Below are 19,029 nucleotides of genomic sequence, written 5' to 3'. Positions count from 1 at the left end.
ATAATACCGATTGTGATTTTATGCTGAACCTATATACTGTTGATTGAATTTACATATCACACTCATAAAAAAAGGAGATGTAGATAAGCGATGTGGTTAATCGTTATAGCCTGTGTCATCATGTTAGGGATTGGCTTTATTGAAAAGAAGCGTCATCAGAAAAATATCGATGCCCTGCCGGTACGCGTCAATATTAATGGTATACGCGGAAAGTCTACCGTTACAAGATTGACAACCGGTATCTTAATGGAGGCAGGTTATAAAACTGTCGGCAAAACAACAGGAACGGATGCAAGAATGATTTATTGGGATACGCCAGAAGAAAAACCGATTAAAAGGAAACCGCAAGGACCAAATATCGGAGAGCAGAAAGAAGTTATGAGAGAAACCGTTGAAAGAGGAGCAAATGCCATCGTCAGTGAATGTATGGCGGTGAATCCAGATTACCAAATTATCTTTCAGGAAGAGCTGCTTCAAGCGAATATTGGCGTGATCGTAAACGTTCTTGAAGATCATATGGATGTGATGGGGCCAACTCTTGATGAAATAGCTGAAGCCTTTACAGCGACAATTCCTTACAATGGGCACTTGGTTATTACGGATAGTGAATATACAGATTTCTTTAAAGAGATTGCGAAAAAACGCAATACTGAAGTGATTGTTGCAGATAATTCCAAGATTACCGATGAGTATTTACGGAAATTTGAGTACATGGTGTTCCCGGATAATGCTTCACTTGCACTTGGTGTCGCACAAGCATTGGGAATTGATGAAGATACGGCATTCAGAGGCATGTTAAATGCGCCGCCTGATCCAGGAGCGATGAGAATTCTTCCATTAATGGACGCAAAAACACCTGGACATTTTGTAAATGGATTTGCGGCTAATGACGCAGCATCTACATTGAACATTTGGAAGCGTGTGAAGGAAATTGGGTATCCAACAGATGAACCGATTATTATCATGAACTGTCGTGCGGATCGCGTAGATAGAACGATCCAGTTTGCGGAGGATGTACTTCCTTATATTGAAGCAAGTGATCTTGTCTTAATTGGTGAAACGACAGATCCAATTGTGAAAGCATTTGAGGATGGAAAAATTCCGGCTGACCACTTACACAACCTTGAATATCAATCTACAGAACAAATTATGAACATGCTTGAGAAAAAGCTTCATAATCGAGTGGTTTATGGAGTCGGCAATATTCACGGCGCCGCTGAACCTTTAATCGAAAAAATTCAAGAATACAAAATTAAGCAGCTTGTCAGCTAGGAGGAAATATAGAAAATGTTCGGATCAGATCTTTATATCTCGTTAATTTTAGGTGTTCTACTCAGTTTAATCTTTGCAGAAAAAACAGGAATCGTACCAGCTGGGTTGGTTGTTCCAGGTTATCTGGCGCTCGTCTTTAACCAGCCAGTCTTCATTTTAGTTGTTTTATCTGTCAGCTTGCTGACATATGTGATCGTTCGTTTTGGTCTATCGAAATTTATGATTTTGTACGGACGCAGAAAGTTTGCGGCGATGCTGATTACAGGAATTGCCTTAAAGCTCATATTTGATTTCTTCTATCCAGTGGTTCCGTTTGAAATAGCAGAATTCCGCGGAATCGGAATCATCGTGCCTGGATTGATTGCGAATACGATTCAAAAGCAAGGTCTTACGATTACCCTTGGAAGCACATTACTTCTAAGTGGTGCAACATTTGCCATCATGTATGTTTACTATCTATTTTAAGATAAGGTGTGTCCAATGATGAATAAAAAATTGAGCTTTCAGGAAAAGCTGCTGAAAATCACAAAGAACCAAAAGAAAAAGACGAATAAACACGTACTGATTGCTTTACCGATTGTCATTGCTTGTACATTTCTATTTACATTTATCGGGAAAGCACAAGTACCAACTGTAGAAAAGAATCCAGAAAACATCCTGACCGCTTCGTTTGTCGGAGATATTATGTTTGGAAGAAATGTAGAGAAAGTCACAGACCGCTATGGAAAGCAGCACCTGTTCCGCTATGCGAAGCCGTATTTTGATGTATCAGATTATGTAACTGGGAATTTTGAGCATCCAGTGGCTTCAGATAAGGAACAGGCAGCACAAAAGAATATTCATTTGAAAACAGATGAAGATTCTGTACAAGCGTTAAAGGATTTGAATTTCTCTGTACTAAACTTTGCGAATAACCATGCAGCAGACTACGGTGAAAAAGGCTTAAATAACACGATTGATGCCTTTGAAAAAGCTGACATGGATTATACAGGGGCAGGGCGCAACGTCAAAGATGCGAAGCAGAACATTTCATACAAAGAAGTGAATGGCGTTAAAATCGCTACCCTTGGTTTCACAGATGTATATGGAAAAGATTTTAAAGCAACAAATCGCAAGGCAGGTATTCTGCCAGCTGATCCATCTATCTTTATTCCGATGATTTCACAAGCTGCTGAAAAGGCAGATATCGTTGTTGTTCATGCGCACTGGGGACAGGAATATAACAATGAAGTAAACGACAGACAAAGAGAGCTGGCAAGAGCGATGTCAAAGGCTGGTGCTGATATCATTATCGGTGCACACCCGCACGTTCTTGAGCCGATGGAAGTCTATAACGGAACAGCGATTTTCTATAGCTTGGGGAACTTTATTTTTGACCAAGGCTGGTCAAGAACACGTGACTCTGCCATTGTTCAGTATCATCTGAATGAAGATGGAAAAGCGACATTTGAAGTGGTTCCAATGTACATCAAAGAAGCGACACCTGCTCCAGTTAAAGCAGGATCTCTTGAATCAAAATCGATTATCCGTATGCTGACAAATGGCACGAATGCGGATTGGAAAGAAAAAGACGGACATATTTTCTTTGAAGTCGATCATTCTGATAAAGTTCAAACATTAAAAGAAAACGAGGGGAAGGATAAAAAATGAAATTCCTTAAAGCAAGCTGGCCGTTTGTTGCGTTAATTTTAGTCTTTGTCTTTATGTCTGCTTTTAAATTTAGTGACAGCCTCACAGATCATGAGAAACAAAAGATCTCGGTTGAAATGCAGAAAATTGAACAGCAAAAGCAGTCAAAAGCGGAAGCGAGTAAATAAAGAAATGATGATGAAAAGAGCACGCGAGGCGTGCTCTTTTTTGACGGAAAAAGGTGTAAAATGAAAGGGGTCATGTCGAAACTATAAAAGAAAGGAGGAAGAGAGGATGAAATGGAAAGGAATACTGCTTGGAGGATGTGCCATTGTAGGACTTATGTTTATGTCTCAAACAGAGGTGTCTGCTCAAACAACATCTCCTTTAAAACAAGCGGAAACGCTGATAGGTACGCCTTATCATAAAGGAGGAATCGATCCGAAAACGGGCTTTGATGCTTCTGGCTTTATACAATATGTATACAAAACAACAGGTGCATTTGATTTGCCGCGAAAGGTGATCGATCAATACCAAATCGGTGAAAACGTATCATGGGGAAAAGCGAAGCCCGGAGACCTTGTCTATTTTCGCAGTCTTGAAGAAACAAAAGACATCCCGACACACGTTGCTTTGTACGCTGGAAATGATCAAGTGATCCACATCACACTCAGTCAAGGGGTGGTGAAAACAGATGTCAGCAAAAGTAAATATTGGACCGATCGGTTCTATGCGGTCAAACGGCTGCCTGTCTCCCAAGAGATGTCGGATGATCAACTGGTGAAAGATGCGATGAAATATTTAGGAATCCCTTATGTATTCGGGGCATCAGATCCAAAAGTAGGATTCGATTGTTCAGGTTTTTTACAATATTTATTTGAAAAATCACTTGGGATTTATTTACCAAGAAGTGCTGAGCAGCAATGGATGGTTGGAGAGAAAGTAGCACGAGACGATATTCGGCCTGGAGACTTTGTTTTTTTTAGCAACACGTATAAAAAAGGAATTTCACATGTAGGAATGTACATCGGAGGAGACCGCTTTATTCATGCGAGCCGTTCGGAAAGTGTGACGATTTCTTATTTGTCTGAATCGTATTGGCGTGAGAAATGGACAGGTGCGAAACGATTAACTGAGCTGAAACTAGCGAAAGAAGACCCAGTCGTATCAAAAGCCGCTACGTATATTGGAGAAGTACCTTATGTAAAAGGTGGTGCGAGCCCAAAGCAAGGCTTTGATACAGCAGGATTCACGCAGTATATCTATCAAGAAGTGCTTGGAATTGAGATGCCTCGCTATGCACCGGGACAAGTTAAAGCAGGTACACCTGTAAAACGATCGGAACTAAAGCCAGGAGATCTTGTCTTTTTTAAAGGGACTTCGTTGATGCCAGCCATTTATGCTGGTTCAAATCAAGTCATTCATGTGACGGTTTCAAATGGCGTTGTCATTACCAATATGAAAACAAGTACGTATTGGAAGGATAAATATGAGACGGCCGTTAGAATCAAAAAATAAAGAAAAAGCCCGATCAATGCTCGGATCGGACTTCTCGACTTCTCACTAGGCGCTGATCAGACAAGCGTCTTTTTTTCTTGAAATTGATTCTGCAAAAGCAGATCAATAAAATAGGCGACGCCATCTTCATGGTTGCCTTTTGTGATATAGGTGCTTTGTTCTTTAATGACATCCACCGCATTCCCCATCGCTATCCTGTGTCCTGCTTCATCGAACATGGATAGATCATTGGGGCTATCACCGATCGCATAAATATCGGATGAGTCTACGCCATAATGGGCTGCAAGTTTTTTGAGGGCATGTCCTTTACCTGACTCTTTTGGCAGTACCTCAATGATATGTTCTCCAGATGAGGTCAAGGAGAGCTCAGGCATCTTAGAAAGAAGATCTCGTGCTTCTTGCAGCTTATTCATATCAAAGGAGAAGCATAGTAATTTATAAGTTGGTTCATTCGACTCGAAAATTTGACGGATGTCATCGACAGGTTTGATGCCAAACTGTTTAAATTGAGTCATCGCCCCTTCCCATAAATCAGCTACATCCTCATGAGGATTGGCGCTTTTGATCATATCAAATTCAGCTTTGAGCTTTTCTTTTCCATCAAATGGGGAAAGGAGGGCATCGTCTGTATAGACCTCGAAATAAATGTTCCGTTCCACTAATTCCTTTGCAGCACGTCTTCCAGCTTCTTGATCAAGGGTGATTCTGCTGAAGAGCTTGTACCCTTCTGTATGGACAGTTCCTCCATTTGCCGCAATAATGGGAATGTCTAAATCCCCAAGAAGCTCTTTTACATCAAAAGTCGCGCGCCCTGTACAAATGGTCACAATATATCCAGCTTCCTTCGCACGAATCAATGCTTGCCGGTTTTGAGCGGATATTTCACTTTTCGTATTTAAGAGTGTACCGTCTAAATCAATCGCAATCATTTTTTTCATTGCTGTTATATCCTCCTTCATTCATGCAATAGCCTCTTCAAAGTATGTACGATTTCCTTCATTCTCATGAAAGAGTCGGATCGTGGATTCCTCTCTTTAAGGCTAAACAAAAATGGTCAATTGATCAAGGATATAAGAAAAAGCGCCCAAAAGGACGCTTTTAGCGTGTAGACAAACCCTCGCATTCTTTGTCAGTCCTGCGCTCCGGTGCTCACGAATGTCAAATTCGCTCTGCTCCGGTGCTCGTCCTTCCTAGACTGCAAAGGTTTTCTATCACGCTTAAAAGAAGAAAAAGGGCAAACACCTTTTTCAACACATAAAAAGCGCCCAAAAGGACGCTTTCTGTTTTTATGATAATTCAAGCTGTTTCTTCAATTCCGTTTTGACTTCGTTCAGTTGGTTTTGATCCAATTGGTAATAATAAACGCCATTTGGCTGGTAATCAGATCCTTTTAGTTGAATCGTATCAACAGATTTCAATGAAGTGAGTAGTGGGAAAAGACCGACTAGTTCTTTCATTGACAGGTTAGTTGAGACGTTATCACCTAGAGTATCTATGATATTGTCATAAGACGGAATAGACGTTACTGATTTTGATTTATCGAAAATGGCTTTTAAAACTTCCATTTGACGCTGTCCGCGCATGAGATCACTGTCTGCTTTTCTTGTTCTCACATAAGCGAGAGCTTGATTACCATCTAGTGTGTGAGTACCCGTTTGCAGCTGAACTTTGCCCTTTGTATCTTTAAGAATCTGTTTCACAACATATTCATCTTTAATGTTAACGGAAACACCATTCAATTCATTCACAATTTCCTTAAATGCTTTGAAATTACTTTCAATCACAAAGTCGACAGGGATATCTAGTAAATTCTCAACTGTACTCACCGTGAGGTCTGCATCACCAAATGCGTGTGCATGTGTAATTTTGTCATAACCATGACCTGGAATATTAACATATGAGTCCCTTGGAATACTTAATAATTTCACGGTTTTATTCGTACGATTTACTGTCGCTAATACCATTGCATCGCTTCGTGCTTGTTTGACGGTTTCGCCTGGTCTGCTGTCAATGCCAAGCAGCAAGACAGAAAAGCTGTCTTTCCCAGGATCAAATGCTTCAATCCGTTTGACAGATTGTGCACCGCGGTCTAGAGAGACTTGTGCTTTTTTCGCAGCCGATGTCACTTTATAGTAGGCATAGCCGGTGACAGAAGCGGTTGTCAGTAAAAGAATACCAAAAATAAAAAGAGTGACTTTCACCCATGGTTTTAAACGCTTTTTGCCTTTGCGTTTACTTCTTGTTTGATCCATATATTTAAACCCTCGCTATGATTTTATAGTAAAGATGTCCTTCTTCCTGCTTACAAACTAAAACAAATATACCTTAAAACGGGATATAGTGCGACATTTTTTTCACTAACGCTTAATTGACGTTTCCTTATCTAAAAAAGTTTCAATGATACGCAAATGAAATATATTTGTCATAAAACATCGAAATGTTTGAAATGACAGGAAGTGAGGAAAATGATTTTTCATAGAGAAACATCTAGTCATTACATAGATAAAAGAGGGGTTATGATCATGAAAAATCGGAATGGGTGGCTTTATTTCTTCGGCGCACTTGGCGGCGCCTTATATGGTTACGATACAGGTGTCATTTCTGGCGCTATCTTATTTATGAAAGAGGATTTAGGTTTAAATGCATTTACAGAGGGACTTGTGGTCAGCTCGATTTTAATTGGGGCGATGCTCGGGTCTTCTCTTTCTGGAAAACTGACAGATCAATTCGGACGGAAAAAAGCGATAATCGCCGCAGCCATCTTATTTATTATCGGCGGATTTGGAACAGCCCTTGCACCGAATACGGAGGTCATGGTTTTATTCCGAATCGTGCTAGGACTTGCTGTCGGATGCTCGACGACGATTGTTCCATTGTATTTATCTGAACTTGCGCCAAAGGATTCAAGAGGGGCACTTTCCTCATTAAACCAACTCATGATCACATTTGGTATTCTTCTTGCCTATATTGTGAACTACGTTTTAGCAGATGCAGAGGCATGGCGTCTGATGCTTGGAATTGCCGTTGTTCCTTCTGTGCTCTTGTTATGTGGTATTTTGTTTATGCCAGAAAGTCCTCGCTGGCTGTTTGTCCAAGGACAGGCGGACCGAGCGAAAGAAATATTGTCAAAACTTAGACAAAGTAAGCAAGAAGTTGAAGACGAAATTGCGGATATTCAAAAAGCAGAAAGTGAAGAAAAAGGCGGTCTTAAGGAATTACTCGAGCCATGGGTGCGCCCCGCTTTAATTGCTGGTGTCGGCTTAGCCTTTTTACAGCAGTTTATTGGGACAAATACGATCATTTATTATGCACCAAAAACATTCACAAGTGTCGGCTTTGGCGATTCAGCAGCCATTTTAGGAACTGTAGGAATTGGTGCAGTCAATGTTGTCATGACGTTTGTTGCGATTAAAATCATTGATCGTGTCGGGCGGAAAGCGTTACTCCTATTTGGAAATGTAGGGATGGTTCTTAGTTTGATTGTTCTAGCAGTGGTCAATCGTTTTTTCGAGGGATCAACAGCTGCAGGGTGGACAACGATTATATGTTTAGGACTTTTCATCGTCATTTTTGCTGTCAGCTGGGGCCCGGTCGTATGGGTGATGCTGCCGGAGCTGTTCCCGGTACATGTCCGGGGAATTGGTACGGGGGTATCGACCTTCCTACTGCATACAGGGAATTTGATCATCTCGCTCACATTCCCAACCTTGTTAAGTGCAATTGGCATCAGTAACCTTTTCCTTATTTATGCAGCCATTGGCATAGGTGCCTTCTTATTTGTGAAATATTTAGTCACAGAAACGAAAGGGAAAAGTCTTGAAGAGATTGAAGAAGATTTAAAAAAGAGAAACCGTGCCGTCGTGAATGACGAAGGGGAAACGGTTTGAAAAAAGACCAGCTGCATGAGGCAGCTGGTCTTCCTTTGTTAAACAAACGTTTAATCAAGAAAGGACAATCACTCATCTTCTGAACGTGCTGCCTATGACATACATATGGAACAGGCGGGCGAAAGGTGGAAATGAGATGAAAGGAAAAACGAGCATTGTGATGCTGACGTACAATGAATTGCACCTAACGAAAAAATGTATCGACAGTATCAAGAAGCATACTCGGCGTGATGAATATGAACTCATTATCGTGGATAATGCTTCATCAGACGGAACAAAGGAATATGTGAGACAACTGGAAGATGTCGTGTTGATTGACAACGAGAAGAATCAAGGCTTTGCCAAGGGCTGTAACCAAGGGGCGAAAAAAGCAACAGGAGATAGTCTTCTTTTTTTAAATAACGACACGATTGTGACCGAAAACTGGCTTTTGCCTTTAAGAGAAGCCCTTTTTGCATCAGATCGTATTGGCATGGTAGGCCCTGTCTCCAATTATGTGAGTGGTCCTCAGCTCGTTCAGCCATCTTACACAGATGTGAAGGAGCTTCCTGCCTTTGCGAAGGCATATACGGCTTCGAGAAAAGGTCAAAGAACATATGTGCATAGACTTGTTGGTTTTTGTCTGCTGGTCAAAAGAGAGCTGATCGAGGATGTAGGGTTATTTGATGAGCGATTTGTATATGGATCATTTGAGGATGATGACCTTTGTCTGCGTTCGTTGCTGAAGGGATACCAGCTGCAAATCGTCCATGATTCTTTTGTGCATCATCACGGTCATGCTACCTTCAATGCCAATGAAGAAACGAACATCTCTACATTGTTTGCGGAGAACAGGCTTCGTTTTTTAGATAAATGGGGCATTGATTTAAATCTGATAACGCCCCATCCATATTTTGCAACACTGCTCCCTGAGGATGCCGGATGTGTGCTGGATGTTGGCTGTGGTGCTGGGGCGACAGGACTTGAACTGATCAACCGGCAGTCCGTTGACATGTACGGAGTAGAGGCGGATGCATTAAAAGCAGAGATGGCAAAGGCGTATTACAAAGAAGTGATTGAGACAAAAGCGGAGGCGTATCCTTGGTCAGAGAAAGAAGCTTTTTTTGATGCTGTGATCTTTTCTGATGTGTTAGAGCATGTGTCAGACCCATGGCAGTTGATAGCTCAAGCGCATGCGTCTTTAAAACCAGGTGGCGTGATCATTTGCTGCTTACCTAATATGATGCATGCGGAAGTACTGCTGCCTTTAATGGCAGGTGATTTTACGTATCAAGATGTGGGGATTTTAGATCGAACACATATGAGATTTTTCACACCAAACACAATGCGGGCGCTCTTTCCAGACCATTTGTTTCATCGCGTGATTGAACAGCCGATCAATGTGCCAATTGATCAAAACGTTCAATTGTTTTTTGACGAAGTGGCGAGAGTAGGAGAGTCACTTGGCTTTCAAACAAAAGCATTATCTGATCAAGTGACGCTCTATCAGCTTTTGATCGTTGCACGTAAAAAAGGCGGTTCCCCCTCCGGATAATCCGCCTCAGCGTGTAGGCAAACCCTCGCATTCTTTGTCAGTCCTGCGCGCCGGTGCTCGCGAATCCTTCATTCGCTCCGCTCCGGTACTCGTCCTTCCTAGACTGCAAAGGTTTTCTATCACGCTGAAAAGAAGACAAAGGGCTAAAACAAAGTTCATTTTAGCCCTTTGTCAACCATCTAAGGCGGATGACCGCCTTTTGTGCTACCATTTAAAGCTTTTCGTTGCGCCTTCTGCACCAAAGTTCAAAATGCTCACTTTTACGTCATATGCAATGTCTACTTCTTGAAATAGTGTATCCCATTCATTGCGGTGCTGATCCCAAAAGTCTGGATACTTGATGCGCACCTGTCGATTTAAAAGGATCGGGTCAACACCAACTTCTTTTTGCATGTGGTGGACAGCTTTTTGAATGCGCTCTTTGATTTTGCGTTCAAAAATGCGCTCAAATCGTTTGATGTATTGCTCATCGTATGAGTTTTCAGGGGGATATTGATCTTCTGATAGTTTCCCGTTTGTTTGTACACTAATTTTAAAGGAAATCTTTCCGTTCTTCAGATAGGGTTCAATCTTTGATTTTGCTTTCTTGATTTCATACGTAATCGGAAAGCCTTTGTAGGTGGCGGGTACGACTCCGCCTGAGATGCGATTCATGACCCAGTTTAAAGATTGGACATCTTTTGCTGGTATGAATCCTATCAGCTTTCGTGTTTTTCCATGGATAATGCCTGCACCATCATAGGTGAGTTCTCCATTTACGACATCCACACTTTGGACAAGAAAGCTTGTACCCATCTGAAAGTAATCCGACGCTCGGCCAATACGTGTTGGCAGTAAAATCTTCCCGTTAAAGCTCCGGTTTTTTGATGTTTCAAAAATATGCTCAACTGGCACCTTTTGTTGTGATTTTAATTTTTGATTGATGACTTTTGAAGCCTCATGCCGTGACACTAAGAGGTAGCTGCTTCTTCGAACCTCATCATCTCGTATAAAGTGGTTGAGTGTTCCTTGAATATCATGATGCTCGGCTTGATTTTTGCCAAACAAAAAGATTTTGAGGTGATCACTGTAAATCGGCGGGTCCTTCAAAGCGACATTGCTGACTGCTTCCAGTACATTTTTCCCCTTTGAGACGACATTCACATAGCCAGGGGAATCTGCTTCTTGTGTTCCGCCCATTTTAGGGACAAGGTTTTGATAGGTGAGTTTGACTCCGTTATCATCTTCCTCGTCAATGCCAACACCGCGTACAAACGATAATTTCTCAATATCCTTTAAGTCCCAGCAGCCTGTCGATAAAATCAAAAGACAGCAAGACAGAAAGGTGAGCCATAAACGCCGTCCTTTCATGCAGATCGACCTCCCCATTTTTTACGTATCATGAGCAGAACAGCTGTTAAAAAAGGAATCGCTAACACAGCGAATAATGCATAGCCGAGTAAAGTCGAGTAGTAAAAGACTTCATTGATATTTCTCGGAAAAAGAGAGAGAGCTGAGGTCAGCAAAAACAGCAACCATAGCAGTCTCGTTAAATTGGTTGTCTTAAAAACCGTTTGACAGCCTTTAATAGCAAATTGGAAAAAGCCAAGCATACAAATAAACTGCTGGCACGTCCAGATCGTCAGTAAGAAAATATCAAAGCGTTCAATGAAGACCCCTTCTAGTTCTAGCGCTTGAATGAGGGAGACAGTGGGCCAGGTGAGTGATTTCGTTTCTCCAACCGTCATGGAACCAATCACAATAAAGAGCGTGAGGGAGTAAATAAGTGTGGTGATCCCTACACCGATCGCTGCGGCCCATTTCGCTTTTGACCATTTGTCTTTATAGATAAGCGGTACGACAAACAAAATGACTTCAAAGCCTGTAAATTGAATAAATGTTTGAGAGAACAAATTACTAAAATCTTTAAACCCGTGCGCCATCACTGGGCGTAAGTAATCAAAATCAAATATTTTCAAACTAAACAGCATGAGCCCAATGTAAATGATCATGGTCATCGGATAAATATATGTCACCATTTTCACTACCGGAAAAATTCCGCTTTTTAAATGATAGGTGGCCACCAGTAAAAAAATCATCACAATCACGGTCATCGGGGTCGATTGCAGCAGGAAAAATTGAACCACTTCCCCTAGTACACGCGCCTCAAAGCCAACAATGGCTAGTAAATAACCGATCAGCATTAGGTTAAAGATCGTGCCAAAGAAGGCACCGGCTCCTTTTGTATTCGATTCAAAAATGGTATCCGGTGCATTCTTCTCAGCAATCCAACCTAGCAAAAAAGCAACGAAAGCAAAGATGACTCCCTGTATTAATACAATGATCCAGCCATCAGGGAATCCTGAATTGGCAGAACTGCGTGGAATGGTTAAAATTCCAGCGCCTATCATTGTAGAACTGCACAGAATGGTGACTTGTAACAATGATAGCTTCTCAGCTCTGTACATCGTTTACTCTCCTTGTCTTTTGAGATTTTTTGTCTTGGCTGTTTTCGGTCTTGATTTAAATAGCCCTATTGGTAAACGAACGTACGTATCTTTTAAATCTGAAAACGGTGAAGACAAAACAGGTGTGAAATAGTCAAAACCAAAGGTCTTTAGCTGCATCAAGTGACAAAGTACAAATAAATAACACATGATGAGGCCGTATAATCCAAACATGGCTGAACTGAAGATCGCCATAAACCGCAGAATGCGTAAGGGGAAGCTGAAATCATATGATGGAGCAGTGAAATCGGCTAGTGCCGTCAGAGACACAATAATGACCATTAAGGCACTGACGATATTGGCTTGGACAGCCGCCTGTCCAATAATGACGCCGCCAATCAGTCCAATCGTCTGCCCGATCGCCCTAGGAAGACGAAGTCCAGCTTCCCGCAGCAGTTCAATCGTAAACGACATCAAAATGGCTTCCACTACAGGAGGAAAGGGCACATTTTGCCGGCTGCCTGCGATGGTAAGTGCCATTCGTGTTGGTAATAAACCAGGATGATAGGAAACAAGGGCGATATAGAGTCCCGGTAAAAAGATCGTCAAAAGCACGGCAATATAACGGAGCAAACGCAAAAGAGTCGCACTTGTCCATCTTTGATAATAATCCTCCGGTGATTGCATCAAGGCAGTGAGAGTCATCGGCATAATGAGGGCAAACGGCGTCCCATCGAGCAAAATAGACACCTTTCCTTCTAACACAGAGGCAATCACCCGATCAGGACGTTCTGTATTTTGAATCTGCGGGAAAATAGAGATATGACTGTCTTCAATCAGCTGTTCTATGTAGCCGCTCTCAGGAATATCATCCATTTTGATTTGCTTCATACGAGAGAAGACATCATCTACTAGTTTGGGGTCTGCGATATCACGAACATACACAAGAGCAGCAGATTTCTTGTTGCGAGTTCCTATGTTTACCTTTTGAATGACAAGGTTCGGATCGTTTGCTCTTTCACGAAGCAATGCCGTGTTTTTTTCAAGATTTTCAATAAATCCAATCCTTGGTCCTCTAACAAGGACTTCTGATTGCGGCTCCTCTACTTCTCTAAATTGAAAAAGATTCGTATGGAGCGCAAGCGCTTGAGTGGCCCTATCCACAAATAAAATAGCCCTGCCGCTGTATAACTGCTCGATGGCAAGGTTCATATCTTCCAGCACATCATTTTGAATACCAAAGAACGTTTTAGAAAGGAGAGAAAGTGTGGTGTGGTCGACCTCAGTGATGGTCAGTTCCTTTTGCATAGGTGAAATAATTTGTTTGGAAAGCATCTCAAATTCTGTGAGTCCTTCAACGTACACGAGACATGCAGAGACAGCGGAAGGACCAAATGAAAAAGAGTGGAACACGATATCATCACTTTTGCCGGCAAAGCTTTTGACACGCTGAATGACGGACTCTATATCTTGTTCAATACGACTTTTCATAATACCTCACCCTCATGTCTTTTTTTATAGAGTGACTCGGAAGGAGAAGAATTATGCAAATAGAAAAAAGAGAATCCCCTAAAATAGGAATTCTCTTCACATGTTTATCTCGCCAGCCAGCCGCCATCTACGGCTAAAATATGACCGTTCATATAATCAGAGGCAGGGGAGCTGAGAAAGACGGCGGCACCTGCTAGATCTTCAGGCCGTCCCCAGCGTCCAGCGGGGATTCGTTTCAGAATCTCTTCATTCCGGTTCGCATCGTCACGAATGGCTTGCGTGTTATTGGTTGCAATATAACCAGGCGCGATCGCATTGACCTGAATATGCTGACTTGCCCATTCATTTGCAAAAGCTTTCGTCAAACCTGCGACAGCATGCTTACTTGCTGTATAAGCGGGAACAAAGACACCGCCTTGAAATGATAGAAGGGAAGCGATATTGACAATTTTCCCTTGCCCTTTTTTCAGCATCTGCTGTCCGACCTTTTGCGTGAGGAAAAAGAGACTGTTGATATTCACATCCATGACAGTATGCCAGTTTTCCTCTGAATATTGAGCAGCCTCTTCTCTTTTAATGGTCCCAGCATTATTGATCAAAATATCAATTGAATGCTGTTTTAAAAGGGCATCAACATCCCGCTTTGCGGACTTAGGATCTGCAAAGTCTACTTGAATCGCATGAAATGATCTGCCGGTCTGTTCGACAAGTTCTTTTGTTTCATCAAGCGGCGTATGGTGGTAGGTGCCGATGATATCTGCACCTGAACGGGCAAGCGCTACGGCAATACCTTGCCCAATACCAGTTCCAGGACCTGTGACAAGAGCTGTTTTGCCTTCGAGGGAAAAGAGGGACGCTACATATGATGTCGTTGTCATCTCATTACCTCAGCTGGTCCATCGGGACAAAGTCCATATCTTTAAACGTATAGTTTTCTCCCGCCATTGCCCAAATAAATGAATAATTTGCGGTACCTGAGCCTGAATGAATGGACCAGGCAGGTGAGATGACGGCTTCTTCATTTGCTACAACGAGATGTCTCGTTTCAGATGGCTCCCCCATAAAATGAAAGACACGTGCGTCTTCCTCTATATCAAGATATAAGTACACTTCCATCCGCCGGTCATGTATATGAGCAGGCATCGTGTTCCATGTGTTATTGGTTTCAAGCTGAGTGATGCCCATCATAAGCTGGCAGCTTTGGATGCCGTCTGCATGAATGACCTGATACAGATTCCGTACGTTCGAGGCGGATGCTTCCCCTAAATGATTCGGTGTTAATTCAGCAATCGCAGCCTTTTGTGTCGGATACGCTCTATGAGCTGTGGCTGACACAAGATAAAATTTGGCCTGCTCACCTGATGAACTAGCAAACTGTACATGTTCGTGTCCAAGTCCAATATATAAGAAATCTTTATGCTCCAGCACAAATGACTCACCATCGACTGTAACCGTACCTTGGCCGCCGACATTCACAATGCCAATTTCCCGTCTTTCAAGGAAATATTCTGTACGTAAAAAGTCGCCGGCATCTAGCTTGATCGGTTCTGATGTCGGCATAACACCGCCAATCACCACACGGTCCTCATGCGAATAATATAGCTTCAATTCACCACTGACAAAGAGTGTCGGAATATGAAAATGACGACGAAGTTCCTCTGTTGTAAAACGCTTGACCTGCTCAGGATGTACAGCATAACGATTTTCCATTTGAGATAAGCCTCCCTTTCCATCTGAAACATATGATTGTTTTATTTGGTATCGGTTTCAAGGAAAATTCTAGAGGAAAAAGAGAGCGGCGTCAACCGTTAATTTGAAATCGCTTTCTTTAATTGTATAAAAGCTTTTTTTCTTCATGTTCATGAAAAAAATCTTCTGATACAGTTCAACTTGTGGTATGCTTTTTTTAAGTTTATTTGAAATCGGTTTCGAAACAAATGAGAAGATCAATCTTGGGAGTTTTTTGTATGAAAGAGAAAAAGCAAACGAAAGTCACCATTAACGAAGTTGCAGCATATGCAGGTGTCTCAAAATCAACGGTATCCAGATACATCAATGGCAGAACAAATGAAATTTCTCCTGAAAAGGTAAAAAAGATTAAAAAAGCCATTGAGGAGCTCCATTACCGTCCGAGTCAGCTTGCCCAAGGATTGAAAGTAAGAAAGAGCAAGGTCATTGGTTTTATTGTGGCTGATATTACGAATCCATTCTCTGTTGCGACACTTCGTGGTGTGGAAGAGATTTGTGATGAATATGGATACAGCATTATGGTGTGCAACACAGATAATCGTCCAGAAAAAGAACGAGAAATGCTTCTGAAGCTGAATGCGCATTATATTGAAGGGCTGATCATTAATACGACCGGTCAAAACAATGACATTTTGCAAGACTTTAAGCAAAACGGTGTACCGATTGTTCTTGTTGACCGTAAGTTACCTGAACTCAAGGTCGATACCGTCACAACGAATAACCGTGACATCACGGCTCGTCTACTTCACCAAATGTATGAAAAAGGCTACGAACATATCGCTTTCTTTACTGAGCCGGTCGATGGGATTAGTCCACGTGAAGAACGAAAAGAAGCCTATGAACAGACGGCCATGAGTCAACATAAGACACCTATGATTGCAGAAATCAATTTGAAGCAAAAGGAACAAATGCGAGATGAGATTTGTCGTTTTTTACAATCAAACCATCAGAAAAAAGCGATTTTAGCAGGCAATGGATTACTCATGCTGAAGCTCATCAGTGAACTCGTCGATCTTGGGGTGAAGATTCCTGAGGAGATAGGCATTGCCGGATTTGATGATACAGAATGGTATAAGCTGATCGGGCCAGGCATCACTACGGTGGCGCAGCCATCTCATGAGATGGGGAAAGCGGCGATGCAAAAAATCAAGACGCGTCTTGAAGGGGATAAGAGTGCACCCCAGACCATTCAACTTGATGGAGAAATCATTGTGAGAAAATCTTTATAAACGTCAGGCAGAGAAGAGTATACATACGTGCATGCTCTCTCTTTTTCAACTGTTTTGAAACCGGTACCAAGAAAGGGGAGAAATCATTGAAAGCATTGGATGTGATCACATTTGGGGAATCAATGGCGATGTTTTATGCAAAAGAAATTGGCGAGCTTCACCAAGTGCATACGTTTCAAAAAGCACTTGCTGGTGCAGAGAGTAATGTTGCGGTCGGCTTGGCAAGATTAGGCTTTAGTGTAGGCTGGATGAGTAAGGTCGGGGCGGACTCACTTGGTACATTTATTTTAGAAGAGCTTCAAAAAGAAGGGGTCGATACGAAGGCAGTACTCCGTTCAAATGATGGAGCCAAAACAGGAATATTGCTTAAATCAAAAGTCATCGATGGAGACCCTGATGTGACGTACTACCGAAAAGGCTCTGCTGCGAGCACATTGAACCCAAGCGATTTCCCGTCCACTTATTTTCAGCAGGCAGGACATCTTCATATGACCGGAATCCCGCCTGCTGTGTCTAGTGAAATGAGAGCGTTTTCTTTTCATGCCCTTAAAGAAATGAAGAAAGCAGGAAAAACCATTTCTTTTGACCCGAACCTTAGACTTCAACTATGGGAAGAGGAAGAAGACATGATTCATACGGTGAACCAGATGGCTGCTCAAGTAGATTGGTTTTTCCCAGGGCTTGCAGAAGGTCAAAGACTCACTGGATGTCATGAGCCGGAAGCGATTGCGGATGTTTATTTACAAAAAGGCGTCAAGCTTGTGGTCATTAAACTGGGAGCGGAAGGAGCCTATTTCAAAAGTGCATCCGGCCAAGGTGTAGTGGATGGTTTCCATGTGTCTCATGTCGTGGATACAGTCGGAGCTGGTGATGGATTTGCAGTGGGAGTGATGAGCGGTCTGCTGGACGGATTATCATATGAAAAATCGGTGACAAGAGGCAATGCCATTGGAGCACTTGCAGTCATGTCCCCAGGAGATCACGAGGGCCTGCCGACTCGAAAAGAGCTTCAGGCATTTATAAAAGAAGCCAAACGATATCAAAGGCGACACGATATGAAGGGAGATGAGAGGTATGGGAAAGTCAGCAAGTATGAGCGTTAAAGAGAAGCTCGCAGCTTGTAAACTCATTGCGGTGGTCAGAGCAGGTAGTGAAGCAGACGGGATAGAGATGATTGGTCGTTTAAAGAAAAAAGGGGTGCGGGCCATCGAAGTGACATATACCACGCCCAATGCAGAGCGGATCATTGCATCTTACCAGCATGACCACGACTTGATTGTCGGAGCTGGAACGATTACAACGCTTGAGCAGGCACAATCAGCCATTGAAGCCGGCTCTCAATTCATCGTTAGCCCTGGATATCTTCCTACTATCGGAGAGCACCTATCTTTTCACGATATACTCTACGTGCCAGGTGTTTTGACCCCGAGTGAAATTATGCAGGCAAAAGCAAATGGATACAGCGTGTTAAAGCTTTTTCCGAGCGGCTCCTTCGGTTTGTCCTATATGAAAAATTTGCAAGGTCCGTTTCCAGAGGTTGAGTTCATCCCAACAGGAGGCATTCATCCAGTCGATGTGCCAAAGTGGCTTGAAGCAGGAGCCGTTGCAGTAGGTGTCGGCAGCCAGCTTGAAAGCAGTACAGCAGAAGAATTACAGGCTGTTCTTTCTTCCACCATCATGTAGTTCACATAAACAACCGGCTGATGACTACCGGTTGTTTGTTCGTTTATCTGACATAAAAGATGGGAAGGCGCTTCTTTTCACATAAAATGAGCATAAAGGAGAGGTCGATATGTACATTCAACAAGATGAACTAAAAGATGGTCAAATTGAACAATTGATTAAAGCTCATTTAGAAGAGATGAAAAAACATTCACCGCCAGAAAGCATTCATGCCCTTCCGTTAGACCATCTGAAAAAACATGATGTCACAGTATGGAGTGCAAGGGATGGAGAGGTGCTTCTTGGCTGCGGAGCCATCAAGGAGCTATCAAGTGAACATGGTGAACTCAAATCGATGAGAACGGCAGCAGCCCATATGCGAAAAGGCGTGGCGAAGCATCTGTTGACCCACCTTCTCCAAGAGGCGAAGCGGCGGGGGTATAAAAGAGTGAGCCTTGAAACAGGTGCGATTGCTTTCTTTGAACCGGCAAGAAAATTATATGAAAGCTTTGGATTTCAATATTGTCCGCCTTTTGGTTCATACCAAGAAGATCCGAACAGTTTATTTATGACAAAGGAATTATAGAGGTCGAGAGAGTATGCTTTTATAAGCAGCTCTTTTTTTATGCGGC

The 19,029-nt window shown here is 42.4% G+C and carries 18 protein-coding genes; 11 read left to right on the top strand and 7 right to left on the bottom strand.

The window, feature by feature from the left end; all coding sequences use genetic code 11:
* The first annotated feature begins 90 nt into the window (after positions 1 to 90).
* From pgsB to AC0VYC_RS16740, 5 genes are all read left to right on the top strand, one after another.
* Positions 91 to 1,272, top strand: a complete 1,182-nt coding sequence (pgsB, locus tag AC0VYC_RS16760; protein WP_007497522.1) for a poly-gamma-glutamate synthase PgsB — start codon at positions 91 to 93, stop codon at positions 1,270 to 1,272.
* Between the two features lie 15 nt (positions 1,273 to 1,287).
* A complete protein-coding gene (gene pgsC, locus AC0VYC_RS16755) occupies positions 1,288 to 1,737 on the top strand; it encodes a poly-gamma-glutamate biosynthesis protein PgsC (protein ID WP_007497520.1) in 450 nt (149 codons plus the stop codon).
* Positions 1,738 to 1,755: 18 nt separating this feature from the next.
* The gene (locus tag AC0VYC_RS16750; RefSeq protein ID WP_024718710.1) at positions 1,756 to 2,922 is read left to right on the top strand and encodes a CapA family protein; all 1,167 of its coding nucleotides are present in this window, start codon (positions 1,756 to 1,758) and stop codon (positions 2,920 to 2,922) included.
* Entirely contained in the window at positions 2,919 to 3,089 is a 171-nt protein-coding gene (edmS, locus tag AC0VYC_RS16745; RefSeq protein ID WP_008343253.1) for an extrachromosomal elements maintenance protein EdmS, read from the top strand. Before AC0VYC_RS16750 ends, edmS begins: the two co-directional genes overlap by 4 nt.
* Positions 3,090 to 3,195: 106 nt before the next feature.
* Entirely contained in the window at positions 3,196 to 4,419 is a 1,224-nt protein-coding gene (locus AC0VYC_RS16740; protein ID WP_048001904.1) for a C40 family peptidase, read from the top strand.
* A 56-nt stretch (positions 4,420 to 4,475) separates the two neighbouring features.
* On the opposite strand, the gene AC0VYC_RS16735 is transcribed toward AC0VYC_RS16740, so the two are convergent.
* Both AC0VYC_RS16735 and AC0VYC_RS16730 read right to left on the bottom strand, forming a co-directional pair.
* Positions 4,476 to 5,357, bottom strand: a complete 882-nt coding sequence (locus AC0VYC_RS16735; RefSeq protein WP_203143770.1) for a Cof-type HAD-IIB family hydrolase — start codon at positions 5,355 to 5,357, stop codon at positions 4,476 to 4,478.
* Positions 5,358 to 5,705: 348 nt separating this feature from the next.
* The gene (locus AC0VYC_RS16730; RefSeq protein ID WP_017360001.1) at positions 5,706 to 6,671 is read right to left on the bottom strand and encodes an LCP family protein; all 966 of its coding nucleotides are present in this window, start codon (positions 6,669 to 6,671) and stop codon (positions 5,706 to 5,708) included.
* Positions 6,672 to 6,941: 270 nt separating this feature from the next.
* On the opposite strand from AC0VYC_RS16730, the gene AC0VYC_RS16725 reads away from it, so the two are divergent.
* Positions 6,942 to 8,306: a sugar porter family MFS transporter gene (locus tag AC0VYC_RS16725; RefSeq protein WP_212359743.1), complete on the top strand. Its 1,365-nt coding sequence runs from the start codon at positions 6,942 to 6,944 to the stop codon at positions 8,304 to 8,306.
* A 136-nt stretch (positions 8,307 to 8,442) separates the two neighbouring features.
* A complete protein-coding gene (locus tag AC0VYC_RS16720) occupies positions 8,443 to 9,840 on the top strand; it encodes a bifunctional glycosyltransferase family 2 protein/class I SAM-dependent methyltransferase (protein ID WP_058337012.1) in 1,398 nt (465 codons plus the stop codon).
* Positions 9,841 to 10,044: 204 nt separating this feature from the next.
* Here the strand turns inward: AC0VYC_RS16720 and AC0VYC_RS16715 are convergent, their stop codons facing one another.
* The 5 genes from AC0VYC_RS16715 to kduI all read right to left on the bottom strand — a co-directional run bounded on the left by AC0VYC_RS16715 (position 10,045) and on the right by kduI (position 15,467).
* The gene (locus tag AC0VYC_RS16715; protein ID WP_335350809.1) at positions 10,045 to 11,190 is read right to left on the bottom strand and encodes a Ger(x)C family spore germination protein; all 1,146 of its coding nucleotides are present in this window, start codon (positions 11,188 to 11,190) and stop codon (positions 10,045 to 10,047) included.
* Positions 11,187 to 12,287, bottom strand: a complete 1,101-nt coding sequence (locus tag AC0VYC_RS16710; protein ID WP_024719278.1) for a GerAB/ArcD/ProY family transporter — start codon at positions 12,285 to 12,287, stop codon at positions 11,187 to 11,189. The genes AC0VYC_RS16715 and AC0VYC_RS16710 overlap by 4 nt, the downstream gene beginning before the upstream one ends.
* Positions 12,288 to 12,290: 3 nt before the next feature.
* Positions 12,291 to 13,757, bottom strand: a complete 1,467-nt coding sequence (locus tag AC0VYC_RS16705; RefSeq protein ID WP_024719277.1) for a spore germination protein — start codon at positions 13,755 to 13,757, stop codon at positions 12,291 to 12,293.
* A gap of 104 nt (positions 13,758 to 13,861) precedes the next feature.
* Positions 13,862 to 14,635: a 2-dehydro-3-deoxy-D-gluconate 5-dehydrogenase KduD gene (gene kduD / locus AC0VYC_RS16700; protein WP_058213531.1), complete on the bottom strand. Its 774-nt coding sequence runs from the start codon at positions 14,633 to 14,635 to the stop codon at positions 13,862 to 13,864.
* 4 nt (positions 14,636 to 14,639) lie between these two features.
* Positions 14,640 to 15,467 carry a 5-dehydro-4-deoxy-D-glucuronate isomerase gene (gene kduI, locus AC0VYC_RS16695; RefSeq protein WP_017368169.1) on the bottom strand — a complete coding sequence of 276 codons (828 nt, stop codon included), beginning with the start codon at positions 15,465 to 15,467 and terminating at the stop codon, positions 14,640 to 14,642.
* 257 nt (positions 15,468 to 15,724) lie between these two features.
* Here kduI and AC0VYC_RS16690 point away from each other — a divergent pair, with 257 nt between their 5' ends.
* The 4 genes from AC0VYC_RS16690 to AC0VYC_RS16675 all read left to right on the top strand — a co-directional run bounded on the left by AC0VYC_RS16690 (position 15,725) and on the right by AC0VYC_RS16675 (position 18,983).
* Positions 15,725 to 16,735, top strand: coding sequence for a LacI family DNA-binding transcriptional regulator (locus AC0VYC_RS16690; RefSeq protein ID WP_024719275.1), 1,011 nt, complete (start codon positions 15,725 to 15,727; stop codon positions 16,733 to 16,735).
* Between the two features lie 86 nt (positions 16,736 to 16,821).
* A complete protein-coding gene (locus AC0VYC_RS16685; protein WP_072367379.1) occupies positions 16,822 to 17,838 on the top strand; it encodes a sugar kinase in 1,017 nt (338 codons plus the stop codon).
* Complete coding sequence (locus AC0VYC_RS16680) at positions 17,810 to 18,418, top strand: bifunctional 4-hydroxy-2-oxoglutarate aldolase/2-dehydro-3-deoxy-phosphogluconate aldolase (protein WP_024719273.1); 609 nt, start codon at positions 17,810 to 17,812, stop codon at positions 18,416 to 18,418. The genes AC0VYC_RS16685 and AC0VYC_RS16680 overlap by 29 nt, the downstream gene beginning before the upstream one ends.
* Positions 18,419 to 18,527: 109 nt before the next feature.
* Positions 18,528 to 18,983, top strand: coding sequence for a GNAT family N-acetyltransferase (locus AC0VYC_RS16675; protein ID WP_024719272.1), 456 nt, complete (start codon positions 18,528 to 18,530; stop codon positions 18,981 to 18,983).
* Positions 18,984 to 19,029: the final 46 nt, after the last annotated feature.

This window comes from Bacillus sp. iso_77 (assembly GCF_056173625.1).
Note: the sequence above shows the minus strand (reverse complement) of the source record. Positions and strands in the feature narration are given on the sequence as shown.